Below are 15,857 nucleotides of genomic sequence, written 5' to 3' on the forward strand. Positions count from 1 at the left end.
CCGCCGTACCCGCCCCCTTCCGGGCAACCGCGTGCACACCCTTCACACGTTCGGACCGCAGGCGGAACACGTTCTCACAACCCGCGTAATGCTCCGGGCCGGACCCGCTCTCCCTCCCGTACGGGTCACGCGGACCCCGTGCGGAACGGCACCGAGAGGAGAACGGACATGCATCCCACCGTGGTGGAGCGTGAACTGGAGGTCGGGCTCGTCCTGTCGCCGGAGCGGAGCGTCCCGGTCCCGGCCCGGCTCGGCTACCGCAGCGACGACCCCTTCGCCGTGCACATCACCTTCCACATCGACTCCGAACGGCCCGTCGAGTGGACGTTCGCCCGCGAACTGCTGGTGGAGGGCGTGTTCCGGCCGTGCGGGCACGGGGACGTACGGGTGTGGCCGGCGAAGGCGCACGGGCGCGGTGTCGTGCTGATGGCGCTGAGCTCACCCGACGGTGACGCGCTGCTGGAGGCGCCGACGGCCCAGGTATCGGCCTGGCTGGAGCGGACGCTGCGGCTGGTGCCGCCCGGCACCGAGGGCGGGCGGCTCGGGATCGACGACGCCCTGGCCGGCCTGCTGGCCCCCACGCCCGCGGACGGGCTGTGGGGGTGGGAACCCCACGGCCCTCTCGCCCCCCTCGACCCCCTCGACCCCCACGCCCCCCCCGACCGCCACGACCCCCGCGACCGCCGCGACCCCCGGTGCGCGTGGCCGTCGGACGGGTCCGCGGACGCGGAGTGAGCCGTCGCGGGAGGGTCAGAACAGTTTGCCCGGGTTGAGGATGCCGAGCGGGTCGAAGACGTCCTTGACGGCCCGCTGCATCTCCAGGCCCACCGGGCCGATCTCGCGCGCCAGCCACTCCTTCTTCAGCACGCCCACCCCGTGCTCGCCGGTGATCGTGCCGCCGAGCTCCAGACCGAGGGCCATGATCGCGTCGAAGGACTCGCGGGCGCGCCGGACCTCGTCGGGATCCTGGGCGTCGAAGCAGACCGTCGGGTGGGTGTTGCCGTCGCCCGCGTGGGCGACGACGCCGATGGTCAGCCGGTACTTCTCGGCGATCCGCTCGACGCCGTCGATCATGTCGCCGAGCCGCGACCGGGGCACGCACACGTCGTCGACCATGGTGGTGCCCTTGACGGCCTCCAGCGCGACGAGCGTGGACCGCCGCGCCTGCAACAGCAGTTCGGACTCGGCCGCGTCCTCGGCGGGGACGACCCGGGTGGCGCCGGCGGCCTCGCACAGCGCGCCGACGGCGGCGAGGTCGGCCGCCGGGTCGGTGGTGTCGAAGGCGGCGAGCAGCAGGGCCTCGGTGGCCTCGGGCAGGCCCATGCGCGTGAGCTCGTTGACGGCCCGGACGGTCGTACGGTCCATGAGTTCGAGGAGGGACGGCACGTGCCCCGCCTCCATGATCCGGCACACGGCGTCGCAGGCGGCGGCGCCCGACGCGAACTCGGCGGCCAGCACGAGCTGCGCGGGCGGCTTCGGCCGCAGCGCGAGGACGGCGCGCACGACGACGCCGAGCGAGCCCTCGGAGCCGACGAAGAGGCGGGTCAGGTCGTAACCGGCGACGCCCTTGGCGGTGCGGCGGCCGGTGGACATCAGGCGGCCGTCGGCGAGGACGACGTCGAGGCCGAGGACGTACTCGGCCGTCACCCCGTACTTCACGCAGCACAGGCCGCCGGAGGCGGTGCCGATGTTGCCGCCGATCGTGCACGTCTCCCAACTGGAGGGGTCCGGCGGGTAGGACAGGCCGTACTCGCCCACCGCCCGGGAGAGCGCCGCGTTGACGACGCCCGGCTCGACGACGGCGATGCGGTCGACCGGGTCGATCTCCAGGATCCGGTCCATCTTCGTCAGGGAGAGCACGACGCAGCCGTCGGTGGCGTTGGCGGCGCCCGACAGTCCGGTGCGGGCGCCCTGCGGGACGACCGGGACGCGCAGCGCGGTGGCGGTGCGCAGGACGTGCTGGACCTGTTCGACCGTGCGCGGCAGCACCACCACGGCCGGGCTGCCGGCCGGGCAGAAGCTCGCCATGTCGTGGGCGTACGAGGCGGTGACGTCGGGGTCGGTGAGGACGGCCTCGGCGGGCAGGCCGTCCAGCAGACGGGCCGGCAAGGACTCCGGGAGGCCGCCGGTCGCTTCGTCGCGGGGAGCTTCGATACGGCTCATGATCACAGCGTCGCACCCGGGGCCATCGGTGTGAACCCCGTCCGCGGCACCCGGCGGAAGCTGTAATCCGGTCGTCGTACTGACGCACAGTGAACGCCATGGACAGCGCCGTGCAGACCGAAGCCGCGGGCCGGCAGCCGCGGCCCCCCGCTTGCCGTGAAGGGGCCCGGCCGGACCGCTCCCGGCGGCGGCGCCGGCTGTTCCTGGGCGCGCTGGCCGGATGCCTGGCGCTGGTCGGGGTGCTGGTGCCGGTGCTCGCGGAGCGGGGGCGGCCGCCCGGACCGCTGCCGGGGGCGCAGGCCCACACGGCGGTGCGCACCGGGGTGGCGGCCGCGCTGCCCGACCTGGCCGCGCTGATCGACGAGCGCGAGGACCGGGTGCGCGACCGGCCCGGGGACGGCCGGGCCTGGGCGGTCCTCGGCGCGGCCTACGTCGAGCGGGGCCGGCGCACCGCCGACGCCGCCGTCTTCTACCCGAAGGCCGATCGGGCGCTGCGCACGTCGCTGAAGGTGCGCCCCCACCGCAACGCCGAGGCGCTCACCGGCCTGGCCGCCCTCGCCAACGCCCGCCGCGACTTCCGGGCGGCCCGGGCGTGGGGAGAGGCCGCGCGCAAGCTGGCGCCGAGGCAATGGACGACGTACGCGCAGCTCATCGACGCCTACACCGGGCTCGGTGACCACAAGAAGGTCCGTTCCGCGCTGGACCGGATGACGGCGCTGCGGTCCGGTACGGCGGTGCGGGGGCGGGCGGCGGCCGTCTACCGGGACCGGGGCCGGCGCGAGGACGCGGCGGCCGCGCTGTCCGACGCGGCGGCCGGGGCGGCCACGGCCGCCGAGGAGGCGGCGTGGCGGGAGCGGGCCGGGCAGCTCGCCTTCGAACGCGGCGATGCGGAGGTGGCCCTGCGGTACTTCCGGGAGGCGGTGCGCCTCGACGCCGACCAGCGGGCCGCGCGGGCCGGGCAGGGGCGGGTGCTGGCGGCCCTGGGGCGGACGACGGAGGCGGTGCGCGCGTACCGGTCGGCGCTCGCCCGGCAGCCGCTGCCGGAATACGCGCTGGAGCTGGGCGAGCTGTACGAGTCGCTGGGGATGGTGCGGGCGGCCCGGGTGCAGTACGACCTGGTGCGGACGCAGGTGCGCAAGGAGGCGGTCGGCGGGGTCGACGGGGAACTGGTCCTCGGCCGGCTGGAGGCCGACCACGGGGATCCGGCGGAGGCGGTGCGGCGGCTGCGCGCCGAGTGGCGGCGGCAGCCGGGCGTCGAGGTCGCGGACGCGCTGGGGTGGGCGCTGCACCGGGCCGGCCGGGACGCGGAGGCGCTGCGGTACGCCGTGATCGCCACCGACCGGGCGCACGGCGGCGCGGTGCGCAGCGCGCCGTACGCCTACCACCGGGGGATGATCGAACTCGGGCTGAAGAAGCACGGGCCGGCCCGGCGGTACCTCGCCGAGGCGCTGCGGATCAACCCGTACTTCTCCCCGTCGGCCGTGCGCGCGGCCCGGGCGGCCCTGGCCGAGCTGGGCGAGCCGTCGCCGGCGGCGCCCCCGGAGGTGACCGCCACCTGGCCCTCTCCGCAGGACGACGCTCCCGACACGGCCTCCGTCGAGCGGCCTTCGCAGGACGGCGCTCCCGGTGCGGCGTCCGCCGGGCGGTCCTCGCGGGACGACGCTCCCGGTACGGCCTCCGCCAGACGGTCCTCGCAGGAGGACGACGATGCCGGCGCGGCCTCCGCCAGACGGTCCTCGCAGGAGGACGACGATGCCGGTGGGGCCTCCGCGGGGCCGTCCGAGCGGGGCGGTTCCCGCTCGGAGACCGAACCGTCCGAGCGGGACGGCTCGCGCTCGGAGACCGAACCGTCCGAGCGGGACGGTTCCCGCTCGGAGGCCCCCGCCGGGCCGTCCTCGCGGGGCGGCCGGCCCTAGGCCAAGGCCAAGGCCAAGGCCTGCTAGAGGTTGCCGCGCCGGGCCTGCTCCCGTTCGATCGCCTCGAACAGGGCTTTGAAGTTGCCCTTGCCGAAGCCCATCGAGCCGTGCCGTTCGATGAGTTCGAAGAAGACGGTCGGGCGGTCCTGGACCGGCTTGGTGAAGATCTGGAGCAGGTAGCCGTCCTCGTCGCGGTCGGCGAGGATCTTCAGCTCGCGCAGGGTCTCGACGGGGACGCGGGTGTCGCCCACCCACTCGCCGAGGGTGTCGTAGTAGGAGTCGGGGGTGTCGAGGAACTGCACCCCGGCGGCGCGCAGGGTGCGGACCGTCTCGACGATGTCGTGGGTGTTGAGCGCGATGTGCTGGACGCCGGCGCCGCCGTAGAACTCCAGGTACTCGTCGATCTGCGACTTCTTCTTGGCGACGGCGGGCTCGTTGATCGGGAACTTGACCTTGAGCGTGCCGTCGGCGACGACCTTCGACATCAGCGCGCTGTACTCGGTGGCGATGTCGTCGCCCACGAACTCCTTCATGTTCGTGAAGCCCATGACCTTGTTGTAGAAGCCGACCCATTCGTTCATCCGGCCGAGTTCCACGTTGCCGACGCAGTGGTCGATCGCCTGGAAGGTGCGGTGGGCCGGCGGCTCGACGATCGGGCTCGCGGCGACGAAGCCGGGCAGGTAGGGGCCGTCGTAGCCGGTGCGTTCGACGAGCGTGTGGCGGGTCTCGCCGTAGGTGGCGATCGCGGCCAGCACGACGGTGCCGTGCTCGTCCTTCAGTTCGTACGGTTCGGCGACCGGGCGGGCGCCGTGCTCCACGGCGTAGGCGTACGCGGCACGCGCGTCCGGGACCTCGAGGGCGAGGTCGACCACCCCGTCGCCGTGCTCGGCCACGTGCCGGGCGAGGAAGTGGCCCCAGGGGCTGTCGGGCCTGATCACCGAGGTGACGACGAAACGCGCGGAGCCGTTCTCCAGGACGTAGGAGGCGGTCTCGCGGCTTCCGTTCTCCGGTCCGGAGTACGCGACCAGCCGCATGCCGAAGGCGGTGGAGTAGTAGTGCGCCGCCTGTTTGGCGTTGCCCACGGCGAAGACGACCGCGTCCATTCCCTTGACCGGGAAGGGGTCGGCCTGCCGGGCGGTGTCGGGAGTGTGCTGTGTGGTCTGCGTCATAGCCGAAGCCTCGCGCCGCCCGGCAAGGTGCGCAACACTTCGCTCGTCCGCTGGGCAGTCCGCCCAGTGCCACGGCGCCTGCGGCGGGCTTTCTGTACAGGCTGACCATCTCGGAGGCAGGGTATGGCGATCGATCGTCTGGACGGCCGGATCATCGTGCTGCTGGCCCGGGAGCCGCGCATCGGCGTGCTGGAGATGTCCCGGCGGCTGGGGGTGGCGCGGGGCACCGTGCAGGCGCGGCTCGACCGGCTTCAGTCGAACGGAGTCATCCGCGGGTTTGGTCCCGAGGTGGACCCGGCGGCCCTCGGCTACCCGGTCACGGCGTTCGCCACGCTGGAGATCCGGCAGGGGCAAGGGGCCGACGTGCGGGCGCACTTGGCGGGCGTCGCGGAGGTGCTGGAGCTGCACACCACCACCGGCAGCGGGGACATGCTGTGCCGGCTGGTGGCCCGTTCCAACGCGGACCTCCAACGGGTGATCGACCGGGTTGTCGGCTTTGATGGGATCGTCCGGGCCTCCACCGCGATCGTGATGGAGAACGCCGTTCCGCTGCGGATCATCCCGTTGGTGGAGCAGGCGGCCCTGGGACCGGGAGAGGAACTGACCGACTCGGGGTGAGGCGCGTGAACTTCTGGGAGTACCTGGGCAACCGTCACCAGCAGTTGCTCACCGACGCCTTTCAGCACGCCAGCGTCGTCTTCCAGTGCATGGTCGTGGCGACGGTGCTCGGTGTGCTGATCGCGGTCGTCACCTACCGCAGCGGCTGGGCCGGCAACCTCGCCACCACCGCCACCTCCACCGTGCTGACCGTCCCGTCCCTCGCGATGATCGGTCTGCTGATCCCGCTGGTGGGCCTGGGTGTGCCGCCGACGGTGATCGCGCTGACCCTGTACGGGCTACTGCCGGTCGTACGGAACGCGATCGTGGGCCTGCGGGGCGTCGACCCGTCCCTGGTGGAGGCGGCGACGGGCATCGGGATGTCCCGGCTGACGCGGCTGGCGCGGGTGGAGCTGCCCCTGGCCTGGCCGCCGGTCCTGACCGGCATCCGGGTCTCCACGCAGATGCTGATGGGCATCGCCGCCATCGCCGCGTACGCCTCGGGGCCCGGCCTCGGCAACGAGATCTTCCGCGGCATCGCCTCCCTGGGCAGCGCGAACGCGCTCAACCAGGTCCTCGCGGGCACGCTCGGGATCATCGTGCTGGCCCTGCTGTTCGACGCCGCCTACGTCCTCATCGGGCGGCTGACGATTCCGAGGGGGATCCGTGTCTGAGGCCCGGCCCGGCTCCCCGGACACGTCCGCCTCCCACGGCGCGACGATCGAGCTGGAGAACCTCACCAAGCACTACCCCGGCAGCGCGCAGCCGGCCGTGGACAACGTGACCATGGAGATCAAGGCGGGCGAGACCGTCATCTTCGTCGGGCCGTCGGGCTGCGGGAAGTCGACCACCCTGAAGATGATCAACCGGCTGATCGAGCCGAGCGGCGGCCGCATCCGCATCGACGGCGAGGACGTCACCGACATCGACCCGGTGCGGCTGCGCCGCAAGGTCGGCTACGCCATCCAGTCGTCCGGCCTCTTCCCGCACATGACCGTCGCGCAGAACGTCGCGGTCGTGCCGCGGATGCTGAGCTGGCCGAAGGCGCGGACCAGGGACCGGGTGGACGAGATGCTCGACCTGGTCGGCCTCGACCCCGGGGAGTTCCGCGGCCGCTATCCGCGCCAGCTCTCCGGCGGGCAGCAGCAGCGCGTGGGCGTGGCGCGGGCGCTGGCGGCGGATCCGCCGGTGCTGCTGATGGACGAGCCGTTCGGCGCCGTGGACCCGATCACCCGCGACCACCTCCAGGACGAGCTGATCCGGCTCCAGCACGAACTGCACAAGACGATCGTGTTCGTCACCCACGACTTCGACGAGGCGATCAAGCTGGGCGACCGGATCGCGGTGCTGCGCGAGCGCTCGCACATCGCCCAGTTCGACACCCCGGAGGCCATCCTGACCAACCCGGCGGACGACTTCGTGTCCGGGTTCGTGGGCGCGGGGGCGGCCCTGAAGCGGCTGAACCTCACCCGCGTACGGGACGTCGAGGTCACCGGCTACCCGACGGTGAGCGTGGAGGACCCGCTGCAGACCGTCTTCAACCAGCTGCGCACCAGCGGCACGAACGAGATCCTGCTGCTGGACCGGCGGGGCCGCCCCTACAAGTGGCTGCGGCGCGGCGACCTGATGCGCGCCAAGGGCTCGCTGGCCCGCGCGGGCACGCTGGTGACCGACACCGTGACCAGGGACGCGACGCTGCGGGACGCGCTGGAGGCGGTGCTGACGGACAACACCGGGAGGGTCGCGGTCACCGGGCGGCGCGGCGAGTACATCGGCGTCGTCGACATGGAGACGCTGCTGAACTCCGTGCACGAGCTGCTGGAGGCCGACCGGCTGGAGGCGCTGGAGGCCCAGCACGAGCTGGAGGAGGCGCGGGCCCCGCAGACGCACGCGGAGCAGGAGGGCCACGGCGGCGAGGTGAAGGCATGAGGAGCCCGGAACCGGCCGAGGAGGAGCTGAGGGACGCGGAGGCCCCCGGCCTGGACGGCACCGAGGGCCCGCCGCCGGCGCCCGGTCCCCCGCGGCGCCACCTCACCTGGCAGCAGCTGACGATCCTGCCCGCCTTCCTGGTCGCCCTGCTGCTCGCCACCTGGCTGTGGTTCCAGCAGGCGGACCTGGACACGATCTCCGAGAACGCGCTGTCCGGCGGACAGGTGTCGAAGGCGCTGTGGCAGCACATCGAACTGACCGTGATCTCCACCTTCTTCGTGCTGGTCATCGCGATCCCGCTGGGCATCCTGCTCACCCGCATGCCCCTGCGCAGGGCCACCCCCTTCGCGATGGCCATGGCCAACATGGGGCAGGCGACCCCCGCGATCGGTCTGCTCGCGCTGCTGGTGATCTGGCTGGGCACGGGCGAGAAGGCGGCCCTGATCGGCATCATCGTCTACGCCATCCTGCCGGTGCTCTCCAACACCATCGCCGGGCTGAAGGCGAACGACCCGACGCTGCTGGAGGCTGCGCGCGGCATCGGGATGTCACCGGTGGGCGTGCTCACGAAGGTGGAGCTGCCGCTGGCGGTCCCGCTGATCCTGGCCGGTGTCCGCACCGCGCTCGTCCTGAACGTCGGCACGGCGACCCTGGCGACCTTCGGCGGGGGCGGCGGGCTCGGCGTCCTGATCACCACCGGCATCACCAACCAGCGGATGCCGGTACTGGTGCTCGGCTCCGTCCTCACCGTCGCCCTGGCCCTGCTGGTGGACTGGCTGGCCTCGCTGGCCGAGGTGCTGCTGCGGCCGCGGGGGCTGGAGGTGGGCGGATGAGACCTCGGAGGCGGACGAGACCACGCAGGCATATGCGGCCCGTGAGGTCGACGAGACCCGTGAGGCGGGTCCGGCGCACGGCCGGGTGCCTCGCCGGGGCGCTGGTGCTGGCCTCCGGCTGCGGGCTGACCAGCGGCTCCCCCATGGTCGACGACGTCTCGCCCGGGTCGATCGGGCAGGGCGAGCCGCTCAAGGGCGCCCATCTCACCGTGACGTCGAAGTCGTTCACCGAGAACCTCATCCTCGGCGCCATGATGGGCATCGCCTTCCAGGCGGCCGGCGCCGACGTCCTGGACCGCACCGGCATCCAGGGCTCCGTCGGCAGCCGCGAGGCCATCCGCAACGGGGACGCCGACGCCATGTACGAGTACACGGGCACCGCCTGGATCACGTACCAGGGCAACAGCGAGCCCATCACCGACCCGCGGAAGCAGTGGGAGGCCGTGCGCGACGCGGACGTGCGCAACGGGGTGACGTGGCTGCCGCAGTCCCGGCTGAACAACACCTACGCGCTGGCGACGAACCAGGCCAACTACAAGAAGTACCGCACCAGGACGCTGTCGGAGGTGGCCGCGCTGTCCACGTCCGACCCGGCCGCCGTCACCCTGTGCGTGGAGAGCGAGTTCGCCAACCGGGCGGACGGGCTGCCGGGCATGCAGAAGGCGTACGGCATGAACGTGCCGACGTCGCGGATCACCCAGATGGACACCGGCATCATCTACACCGAGACGGCGAAGGGGAGCTGCACGTACGGGGAGGTGTTCACCACCGACGGGCGCATCAAGTCCATGAACCTGGTGGTGATGGAGGACGACAAGAAGTTCTTCCCCAACTACAACGCCGCCCCGGTGATCAACACCAGGACCTTCGAGAAGTGGCCGGCGATCGCGGACGTCATCGACCCGGTCACCGCGAAGCTGGACAACACGGTGGCCCAGGACCTGAACGCCAAGGTGGACGTGGACGGCGAGGACCCGCACCAGGTGGCGCTGGACTGGATGAAGGAGCAGGGGTTCGTGAAGTAGGTGACCGGGCCTGCCAGGGGCTCAGCAGCTCGGTACGGAGCCCTTGCCCGTCGCCAGGGCGGTCAGGGAGGCCACCGCCCCCTTCAGGGTGGTCACCGGGATCAGCCGCAGCCCCGCGGGCAGCTCGGCCCGGGCGTCCGCGCACTCGTCCTTCGGCACGAGGAAGACGGTGGCGCCGTCCCGGCGGGCGGCCTGCGTCTTCAGCGCGACCCCGCCGACCGCGCCGACGGTGCCGTCGGCGTCGATCGTGCCCGTCCCGGCGACGGTACGGCCGCCCGTGAGGTCACCGCCGCTGCCGTCGCCGTCCAGCTTGTCGACGATGCCCAGGGAGAACAGCAGACCCGCGCTGGGACCGCCGACGTCGGCGAGCCTCAGCGTGACCTCGATGCCGTCGTCGTCGCGGCCGAGGTACCGCAGCGCCGCCTCGGTCGCGGCGTCCTGGGACGCCTCCATCTGCTCGGTGTTGTACCGCTCGATCTCCTCGGTGCTGTCACCGCTGGGGTACACCGAGTCCCGCGGCATGATCGCCTGGTCGGTGCGGAACCAGCCGTCGACGACGTCCTCCAGCGAGACCCGCGCGTCCGGACCGGTCGCCTCGATGGTCGTCATCCGCAGCTGCCCCCGGGTCTCCCGGGCGGTCGCCCCGGAGATCGTGATGACCGGGGTGCCCTTGTTCTCCCCCAGCACATCCGCCGTCATCCCCGGCTGCGCCACCGAGAACGGCAACGGCGCCAGCCCCGCGGTGGCGAGCAGGGCGACGAGGGGCAGGGCACAGACAGCCAGGGACTGGAGACGCGTGAGGCGTGAGAGCACGGAGTCAATCTAACGCGAGGGGGTGACGCGGCCGCGGGGGCGGTGGGCAGGGGCCGCAGCCGTATCCGTCGCAGCCGCGGGCGGTCGGCCGCGGGGGCGGTGGGCAGGGGCCGCAGCCGTATCCGTCGCAGCCGCGGGCGGTCGCGCCCCAGCCCAAGCCGCCGTACCCGCCGCAGCCGCGGGCGGTCGCGCCCCGGCGCCCGGCGTCAACGCAACGCCTCCGCCACCTCCCGGGCAGCGTCCACCACCCGCCGGCCCACCCGCTCCGGCACCGCCTCGGCCAGCATCACCACTCCCACACTGCCCTCGACCCCCGTCACCCCCAGCAGCGGCGCGGCCGCGCCGCTCGCGCCCGCCTCCAGCTCGCCGTGGGTCAGCGCGTACCCGGGATCCTCCAGCGCCCGGTGCCGCGCGGCGAGTATCGCCTTGCCCGCGGCCCCCCGGTCCAGCGGGTGCCGGAACCCGGCCCGGTACGCCACGTGGTAGTCCGTCCACGTCGGCTCCACCACGGCGACGGCCAGCGCGTCCGTCCCGTCGACCAGGGTCAGATGGGCGGTCGCGCCTATGTCCTCGGCGAGGGACCGCAGCGCCGGCAGCGCCGCCTCCCGCACCAGCGGATGCACCTGCCGGCCCAGCCTCAGCACTCCCAGCCCGACCCGGGCCCGTCCGCCCAGGTCGCGCCGTACGAGTGCGTGCTGCTCCAGCGTGGCGAGCAACCGGTACACGACGGTCCGGTTCACGCCGAGCCGCTGGGAAAGCTCGGTGACGGTCAGCCCGTGGTCGGTGTCGGCCAGCAGCTTGAGGACCCGCAGCCCTCGATCGAGCGTCTGGGAGGTCTCCGCGGTCACGACGCCCACTCCTTAGTGGTGAGGTCGGCGGCCCTCTCGCGGCGGATGCGTCACCGAGTCCCGTCGGAGACGCGCTTCAGAGGCCGCCGATCGGCAGGTGGGCCCGGCGTGTCCGGGCCCGGTCGCTTCACGGCTGCGCTCCGCGGCGGCGCTGCCACGGGGCGTGTGCGTATCCGGACAGTAGCGAAGCCGGTTCGCTGAGCGGAAGGCTCCGTCCAGAATCCGGGCAACGACCGGATGGGACTACCTGTGTTTGTCCCGATACGTACAGCACGCACCGCGGAACGCCGGAGAACGCCGGAGAACGGCGGAGAAAGAAGGGGCGGCGGGGCGGCGGGGGGCCACGGAAGAAGCGTGGCCCCCCGCCGTCCCCGGGAACGTCACTTCATCCGGGTCGCCCACTCCTGCACCTTGGCGATCCGCTGCCGCAGCTGGCCGGCCGTCGCCTCGGCGCTCGGCGGCCCCCCGCACACCCGCCGCAGCTCGGTGTGGATCACCCCGTGCGGTTTGCCGCTCTGGTGGACGTAGGCGCCGACCATCGTGTTGAGCTGCCGGCGCAGCTCCATCAGCTCCTTGTGGGAGACGACCGGCCGCCGTTCGGCGGGCAGCTCCAGCAGGTCGGCCTCGTCGTCCGGCTTCTTGCGGCTGTGCGCGATCTGCTTGGCCTGCCGCTTCTGCAGCAGCAACTGCACCTGCTCGGGCTCCAGCAGCCCCGGGATGCCGAGGTAGTCCTGCTCCTCCTCGCTGCCCGGGTGGGCCTGCATGCCGAACTCGGCCCCGTTGTACATGACGCGGTCGAAGACGGCGTCGGACTCCAGCGCCTCGAAGGGCAGCATGTCCTGCTCGCCGGTGTCCTCGTCCTGCTCCCGGTTCGCCTCGTCCATCTCCTTCTCGGACTCGGCGTACGGGTCCTCCTCGCCGCCCTCCTTCTTGGGCTTGTCGAGGACGTGGTCGCGCTCGCGCTCCATCTCGTTGGCGAAGCCGAGCAGGTCGGGGACGGTCGGCAGGAACACGGACGCGGTCTCGCCGCGCCGCCGCGACCGTACGAAACGCCCGACGGCCTGCGCGAAGAAGAGAGGGGTGGAGATGGTGGTGGCGTACACCCCGACCGCGAGCCGCGGCACGTCGACGCCCTCGGACACCATCCGCACCGCGACCATCCACCGGTCGGTGCCGCCGCTGAACTCGTCGATGCGGTCGGAGGCGCCGGCGTCGTCGGAGAGGACGAGGGTCGCCTTCGTCCCCGTGATCTCGCGGATCAGCTTGGCGTAGGCGCGCGCGGAGTCCTGGTCGGAGGCGATCACCAGCGCCCCCGCGTCCGGAATCGCCTTGCGGACCTCCGTCAGCCGCTGGTCGGCGGCGCGCAGCACGCTCGGCATCCAGTCGCCGCGCGGGTCCAGGGCCGTACGCCAGGCCTGGCTGATCGCGTCCTTCGTCATCGGTTCGCCGAGCCGCGCGGCGATCTCGTCGCCGGCCTTGGTCCGCCAGCGCATGTTGCCGCTGTAGGAAAGGAAGATCACGGGCCGCACGACGTTGTCGGCCAGCGCGGACCCGTACCCGTACGTGTAGTCGGCGGCCGACCGCCGGATCCCGTCGTTGCCCTCCTCGTACGTCACGAAGGGGATGGGGTTGGTGTCGGAGCGGAACGGCGTACCGGTGAGGGCGAGCCGCCGCGTGGCCGGCTCGAACGCCTCCAGACAGGCCTCGCCCCACGACTTGGAGTCACCGGCGTGGTGGATCTCGTCGAGGATGACGAGCGTCTTGCGCTGCTCGCTGCGGTTGCGGTGCAGCATCGGCCGCACCCCGACGCCCGCGTACGTCACCGCGACGCCGTGGTAGTCCCTGCCGAGCGGCCCCGCGCTGTACTCGGGGTCCAGCCGGATCCCTATCCGGGCCGCCGCCTCCGCCCACTGCTTCTTCAGGTGCTCGGTCGGCGCGACCACGGTCACCTGCTGCACGACGTGGTGGTGCAGCAGCCAGGACGCCAGCGTCAGCGCGAAGGTCGTCTTGCCGGCGCCGGGGGTGGCGACGGCGAGGAAGTCGCGCGGCTGCTCCTGGATGTACTTCTCCATCGCCCCCTGCTGCCAGGCCCGCAGCTTGCTGGCGGTGCCCCAGGGGGCTCGGCCGGGGAAGGCGGGTGACAGATGGTGGGAGTGGGAGGTGGAGGAGGCGGCGGTGGTAGTCACGGTCTCCGGTTCGGGGGTCGGTCTCGGCTACGTATGACAACCGGGCCACCCTACCGGCGGCCCGCCCTCGTCATCGCGTGGACGAGGCGGGGGCGCGCCCGGATGGGAGACAGGTCACATCGCCTCGTGCAGAGCCTCCAGCCGCCGGGCGATCATCCCCACGTCCTCCAGGCTGCCCGACGCCACCTCGATGACGAGCTTGTACGCCTCGTCCTGGTCGACGCCGATCATGTCCGTGCCGTTGAAATCGAGGAAGACGACGGTGGACATCCAAGCCATGCGCTTGTTGCCGTCCACCAAGGGGTGGTTGACGGCAAGCGACTGAAGCAGCGCGGCAGCCTTCTCGAACAGGTCCGTGTACGCCTCGACGCCGAACATCTGGGACCGGGGGCGGTGCACAGCCGAGCTGAGCAGACCCAGATCGCGTACGGCGATCTCCTGTCCTCCGCACGCCAGCTCGGCCAGATCCAGGACCTCCTGGACCGTCAGGTACTTCACCTGCTACTCCCCCAGCCTCCGCAGCAGGTCCGCATGGGCTGCCGCGTACTTCGCCCCGAGGCGTCGCACCGTGGTCCGGTCCGCCTCCTGCTCCAGATACCGGTCGATCGCCTGAAGCACTATGGCGTGCATACTGCGCCCTTCCTCCTCGGCCCGCAGCCTCAGCGCTTCCTGCTGGTCGTCACGGAGACGGAGATTCATAGCCATACCAAAACGGTACCACGCATGGGGTCATTCTGGTACCACTCGCTCACGGGTCCGTCAACCGGGTCGTCACCCAGGCGCCCGCCAGAGCCACCGCCGCCATCGGCAGGAAGACGGCCGCGAAGGCGGTCGGGTGGGAGGCGGAGGCGCCGGCGGCCGCGTGGGTAACCGTGCCGCCGCCCAGCGCGGCGAAGGCGGCGCCGCCCGCCGCCAGCAGCAGGACGTTGGAGAGCGCGTCCGAGATCTGGAGGGCGGCGGAGTTGCTGCCGGCCTCCTCGGGGGCGGACAACTGGAGCAGGAGCACGCTGCTGGAGGAGATCACCAGGCCCATGCCGAAACAGCCGAAGCCCCAGGCGACGGCCACCGTCCAGGCGGGCACGGCGTCGATCAGCACGCTGGGCGCGGCAGCGATGGCGGCCGCCACCAGCACCATCCCGACGGTCATCAGCCGCTCCCGGTACGGCTCCACCCGCGGCCGGGACTGCACCCACGAACCCAGCGCCCAGGTCGCCCCGCCGGCCGCGAGGGAGAAGCCGGCGAGCGTCGGGCTGAGCCCCCGCTGCGTGACCAGCATCAGCGGCACGAAGGACTCGGCGGCGACGAAGGAGCCCGCGGCGAGTCCGCGCAGCAGCACCACCGAGGGCAGTCCGCGGGCCGCCCGGCAGATGCCGCGCGGGAGGAGTCCGAGGACGGCCGGCACGAGCAGCGCGGCGCCCGCGACGGCGGGCAGGAGGGACAGCGGCCGCAGGTCCTGGGCGGCGTACTGGAGCAGGCCGGCGCCGAGGGAGATGCCGAGCGCGAGCCGGACGCGGCGCCGGTCGGGCGAGGCGCCCCCGGCCCCGTCGACCGGGCCGCCCGCCCGCCGCCGTATCTGGGGCAGCGCGAGCGCGAGCGGCAGCACGACCAGCACCGGAATCCCCACGAACACCCACCGCCACCCCAGGTGCTCGGTCACCGCGCCCGCGGCGAGCGGCCCCACGACGGACGGCACCACCCAGCACGCCGCGAACGCAGCCATGATCGCCGGCCGCAGCCGCTCCGGATAGGCCCGCCCGACGACGACGTACAGGGCGACGATGACGAGTCCCCCGCCCAGCCCCTGCACGGCCCGCCCGAGGACGAACTGCCACATGGTCCCGGCGGTCCCGGACAGCAGAAGCCCGGCGGCGAAGGCGGCGATACCGCTGGTCAGCGCCCCCAGCGGCCCCCGCCGGTCGGACCACTGCCCCGCCAGCACCATGGCGAACAGACTGGTGGTGAAGTAACCGGAGAACGCGAACGCGTACGCCGACACCCCGTCCAGCTCCCGCGCCGCCACCGGCATCGCCGTGCCCACGGCGGTCGCCTCGAAGGCGATCAGGAGCACGACCGAGACGATCCCGATGCTCAGGGACCGGTAGGAGCGCCCGAGCACGGTGTCGCCCGACGACGACTGCGGCGACGGCGATGGGGGCGAGGTCGGACCGGCGGTTGTCGGGGAGTCGTCTGCGACACCGGTGTCGCGGGGTTCGAGGGCGGCCATGCCCGCCAGCGTAAGGCCCGCAACCGACAGTGACCCCTGTCTGGAGACGGGCCCTCGGCTGGTCCGTTGGTCCTACGCCCCGCCCCGTTTCATGAACGCCGTATGGCAGTCGCATTGCAGCCCGCGCGCCCCCCTTGAGCCCCCACCCGCCCCC

14 protein-coding genes and 1 pseudogene are annotated in these 15,857 nt (G+C 72.7%); 7 read left to right on the forward strand and 8 right to left on the reverse strand.

Annotation, left to right across the window (positions count from 1 at the left end):
* Window positions 1–168 precede the first annotated feature (168 nt).
* Complete coding sequence (locus ACFV9M_RS05385) at window positions 169–735, forward strand: SsgA family sporulation/cell division regulator (RefSeq protein WP_385076707.1); 567 nt, start codon at window positions 169–171, stop codon at window positions 733–735.
* Window positions 736–750: 15 nt separating this feature from the next.
* Here ACFV9M_RS05385 and ACFV9M_RS05390 read toward each other — a convergent pair whose 3' ends face one another.
* Window positions 751–2,169 (reverse strand): FAD-binding oxidoreductase, encoded by a 1,419-nt coding sequence (locus ACFV9M_RS05390; RefSeq protein WP_385076704.1) that lies wholly within the window; start codon window positions 2,167–2,169, stop codon window positions 751–753.
* Window positions 2,170–2,261: 92 nt separating this feature from the next.
* On the opposite strand from ACFV9M_RS05390, the pseudogene ACFV9M_RS05395 reads away from it, so the two are divergent.
* Window positions 2,262–3,710, forward strand: a pseudogene (locus ACFV9M_RS05395) (tetratricopeptide repeat protein); the annotation flags it as partial.
* A 392-nt stretch (window positions 3,711–4,102) separates the two neighbouring features.
* On the opposite strand, the gene hppD reads toward ACFV9M_RS05395, so the two are convergent.
* On the reverse strand, window positions 4,103–5,248 hold the full coding sequence (hppD, locus tag ACFV9M_RS05400; RefSeq protein ID WP_385076701.1) for a 4-hydroxyphenylpyruvate dioxygenase: 1,146 nt from the start codon (window positions 5,246–5,248) through the stop codon (window positions 4,103–4,105).
* A gap of 123 nt (window positions 5,249–5,371) precedes the next feature.
* Between hppD and ACFV9M_RS05405 the strand changes: the two genes are divergently transcribed.
* From ACFV9M_RS05405 to ACFV9M_RS05425, 5 genes are read left to right on the forward strand one after another with little or no spacing between them, the layout of a single operon-like run.
* The gene (locus ACFV9M_RS05405; RefSeq protein ID WP_385076698.1) at window positions 5,372–5,866 is read left to right on the forward strand and encodes an Lrp/AsnC family transcriptional regulator; all 495 of its coding nucleotides are present in this window, start codon (window positions 5,372–5,374) and stop codon (window positions 5,864–5,866) included.
* 5 nt (window positions 5,867–5,871) lie between these two features.
* Complete coding sequence (locus ACFV9M_RS05410) at window positions 5,872–6,519, forward strand: ABC transporter permease (protein WP_385076695.1); 648 nt, start codon at window positions 5,872–5,874, stop codon at window positions 6,517–6,519.
* Window positions 6,512–7,774 carry a betaine/proline/choline family ABC transporter ATP-binding protein gene (locus tag ACFV9M_RS05415; protein ID WP_385076693.1) on the forward strand — a complete coding sequence of 421 codons (1,263 nt, stop codon included), beginning with the start codon at window positions 6,512–6,514 and terminating at the stop codon, window positions 7,772–7,774. The genes ACFV9M_RS05410 and ACFV9M_RS05415 overlap by 8 nt, the downstream gene beginning before the upstream one ends.
* Complete coding sequence (locus ACFV9M_RS05420) at window positions 7,771–8,607, forward strand: ABC transporter permease (RefSeq protein ID WP_385076690.1); 837 nt, start codon at window positions 7,771–7,773, stop codon at window positions 8,605–8,607. Before ACFV9M_RS05415 ends, ACFV9M_RS05420 begins: the two co-directional genes overlap by 4 nt.
* A gap of 32 nt (window positions 8,608–8,639) precedes the next feature.
* Complete coding sequence (locus ACFV9M_RS05425) at window positions 8,640–9,632, forward strand: glycine betaine ABC transporter substrate-binding protein (protein ID WP_385076687.1); 993 nt, start codon at window positions 8,640–8,642, stop codon at window positions 9,630–9,632.
* A gap of 21 nt (window positions 9,633–9,653) precedes the next feature.
* Here the strand turns inward: ACFV9M_RS05425 and ACFV9M_RS05430 are convergent, their stop codons facing one another.
* The 6 genes from ACFV9M_RS05430 to ACFV9M_RS05455 form a co-directional block, all read right to left on the reverse strand.
* Complete coding sequence (locus ACFV9M_RS05430; protein WP_385076685.1) at window positions 9,654–10,445, reverse strand: S16 family serine protease; 792 nt, start codon at window positions 10,443–10,445, stop codon at window positions 9,654–9,656.
* 206 nt (window positions 10,446–10,651) lie between these two features.
* Complete coding sequence (locus tag ACFV9M_RS05435) at window positions 10,652–11,293, reverse strand: IclR family transcriptional regulator (protein WP_385076682.1); 642 nt, start codon at window positions 11,291–11,293, stop codon at window positions 10,652–10,654.
* 380 nt (window positions 11,294–11,673) lie between these two features.
* Window positions 11,674–13,479: a DEAD/DEAH box helicase gene (locus tag ACFV9M_RS05440; protein ID WP_385076679.1), complete on the reverse strand. Its 1,806-nt coding sequence runs from the start codon at window positions 13,477–13,479 to the stop codon at window positions 11,674–11,676.
* 114 nt (window positions 13,480–13,593) lie between these two features.
* A complete protein-coding gene (locus tag ACFV9M_RS05445; protein WP_385076676.1) occupies window positions 13,594–13,977 on the reverse strand; it encodes a type II toxin-antitoxin system death-on-curing family toxin in 384 nt (127 codons plus the stop codon).
* 3 nt (window positions 13,978–13,980) lie between these two features.
* Window positions 13,981–14,178, reverse strand: coding sequence for an Arc family DNA-binding protein (locus ACFV9M_RS05450; RefSeq protein ID WP_385076716.1), 198 nt, complete (start codon window positions 14,176–14,178; stop codon window positions 13,981–13,983).
* A gap of 49 nt (window positions 14,179–14,227) precedes the next feature.
* Complete coding sequence (locus tag ACFV9M_RS05455) at window positions 14,228–15,703, reverse strand: MFS transporter (protein ID WP_385076673.1); 1,476 nt, start codon at window positions 15,701–15,703, stop codon at window positions 14,228–14,230.
* Window positions 15,704–15,857 lie beyond the last annotated feature (154 nt).

Source organism: Streptomyces sp. NPDC059895, from assembly GCF_042731035.1.
Taxonomy (GTDB): Bacteria; Actinomycetota; Actinomycetes; order Streptomycetales; family Streptomycetaceae; genus Streptomyces.

Excerpts from the sequence above, each read along its gene's own strand:
- ACFV9M_RS05385 (WP_385076707.1), top strand. The coding sequence starts at position 169 with ATGCATCCCACCGTGGTGGAGCGTGAACTGGAGGTCGGGCTCGTCCTG.
- hppD (WP_385076701.1), bottom strand. The coding sequence starts at position 5,248 with ATGACGCAGACCACACAGCACACTCCCGACACCGCCCGGCAGGCCGAC.
- ACFV9M_RS05405 (WP_385076698.1), top strand. The coding sequence starts at position 5,372 with ATGGCGATCGATCGTCTGGACGGCCGGATCATCGTGCTGCTGGCCCGG.
- ACFV9M_RS05420 (WP_385076690.1), top strand. The coding sequence starts at position 7,771 with ATGAGGAGCCCGGAACCGGCCGAGGAGGAGCTGAGGGACGCGGAGGCC.
- ACFV9M_RS05425 (WP_385076687.1), top strand. The coding sequence starts at position 8,640 with ATGCGGCCCGTGAGGTCGACGAGACCCGTGAGGCGGGTCCGGCGCACG.
- ACFV9M_RS05450 (WP_385076716.1), bottom strand. The coding sequence starts at position 14,178 with ATGAATCTCCGTCTCCGTGACGACCAGCAGGAAGCGCTGAGGCTGCGG.
- ACFV9M_RS05455 (WP_385076673.1), bottom strand. The coding sequence starts at position 15,703 with ATGGCCGCCCTCGAACCCCGCGACACCGGTGTCGCAGACGACTCCCCG.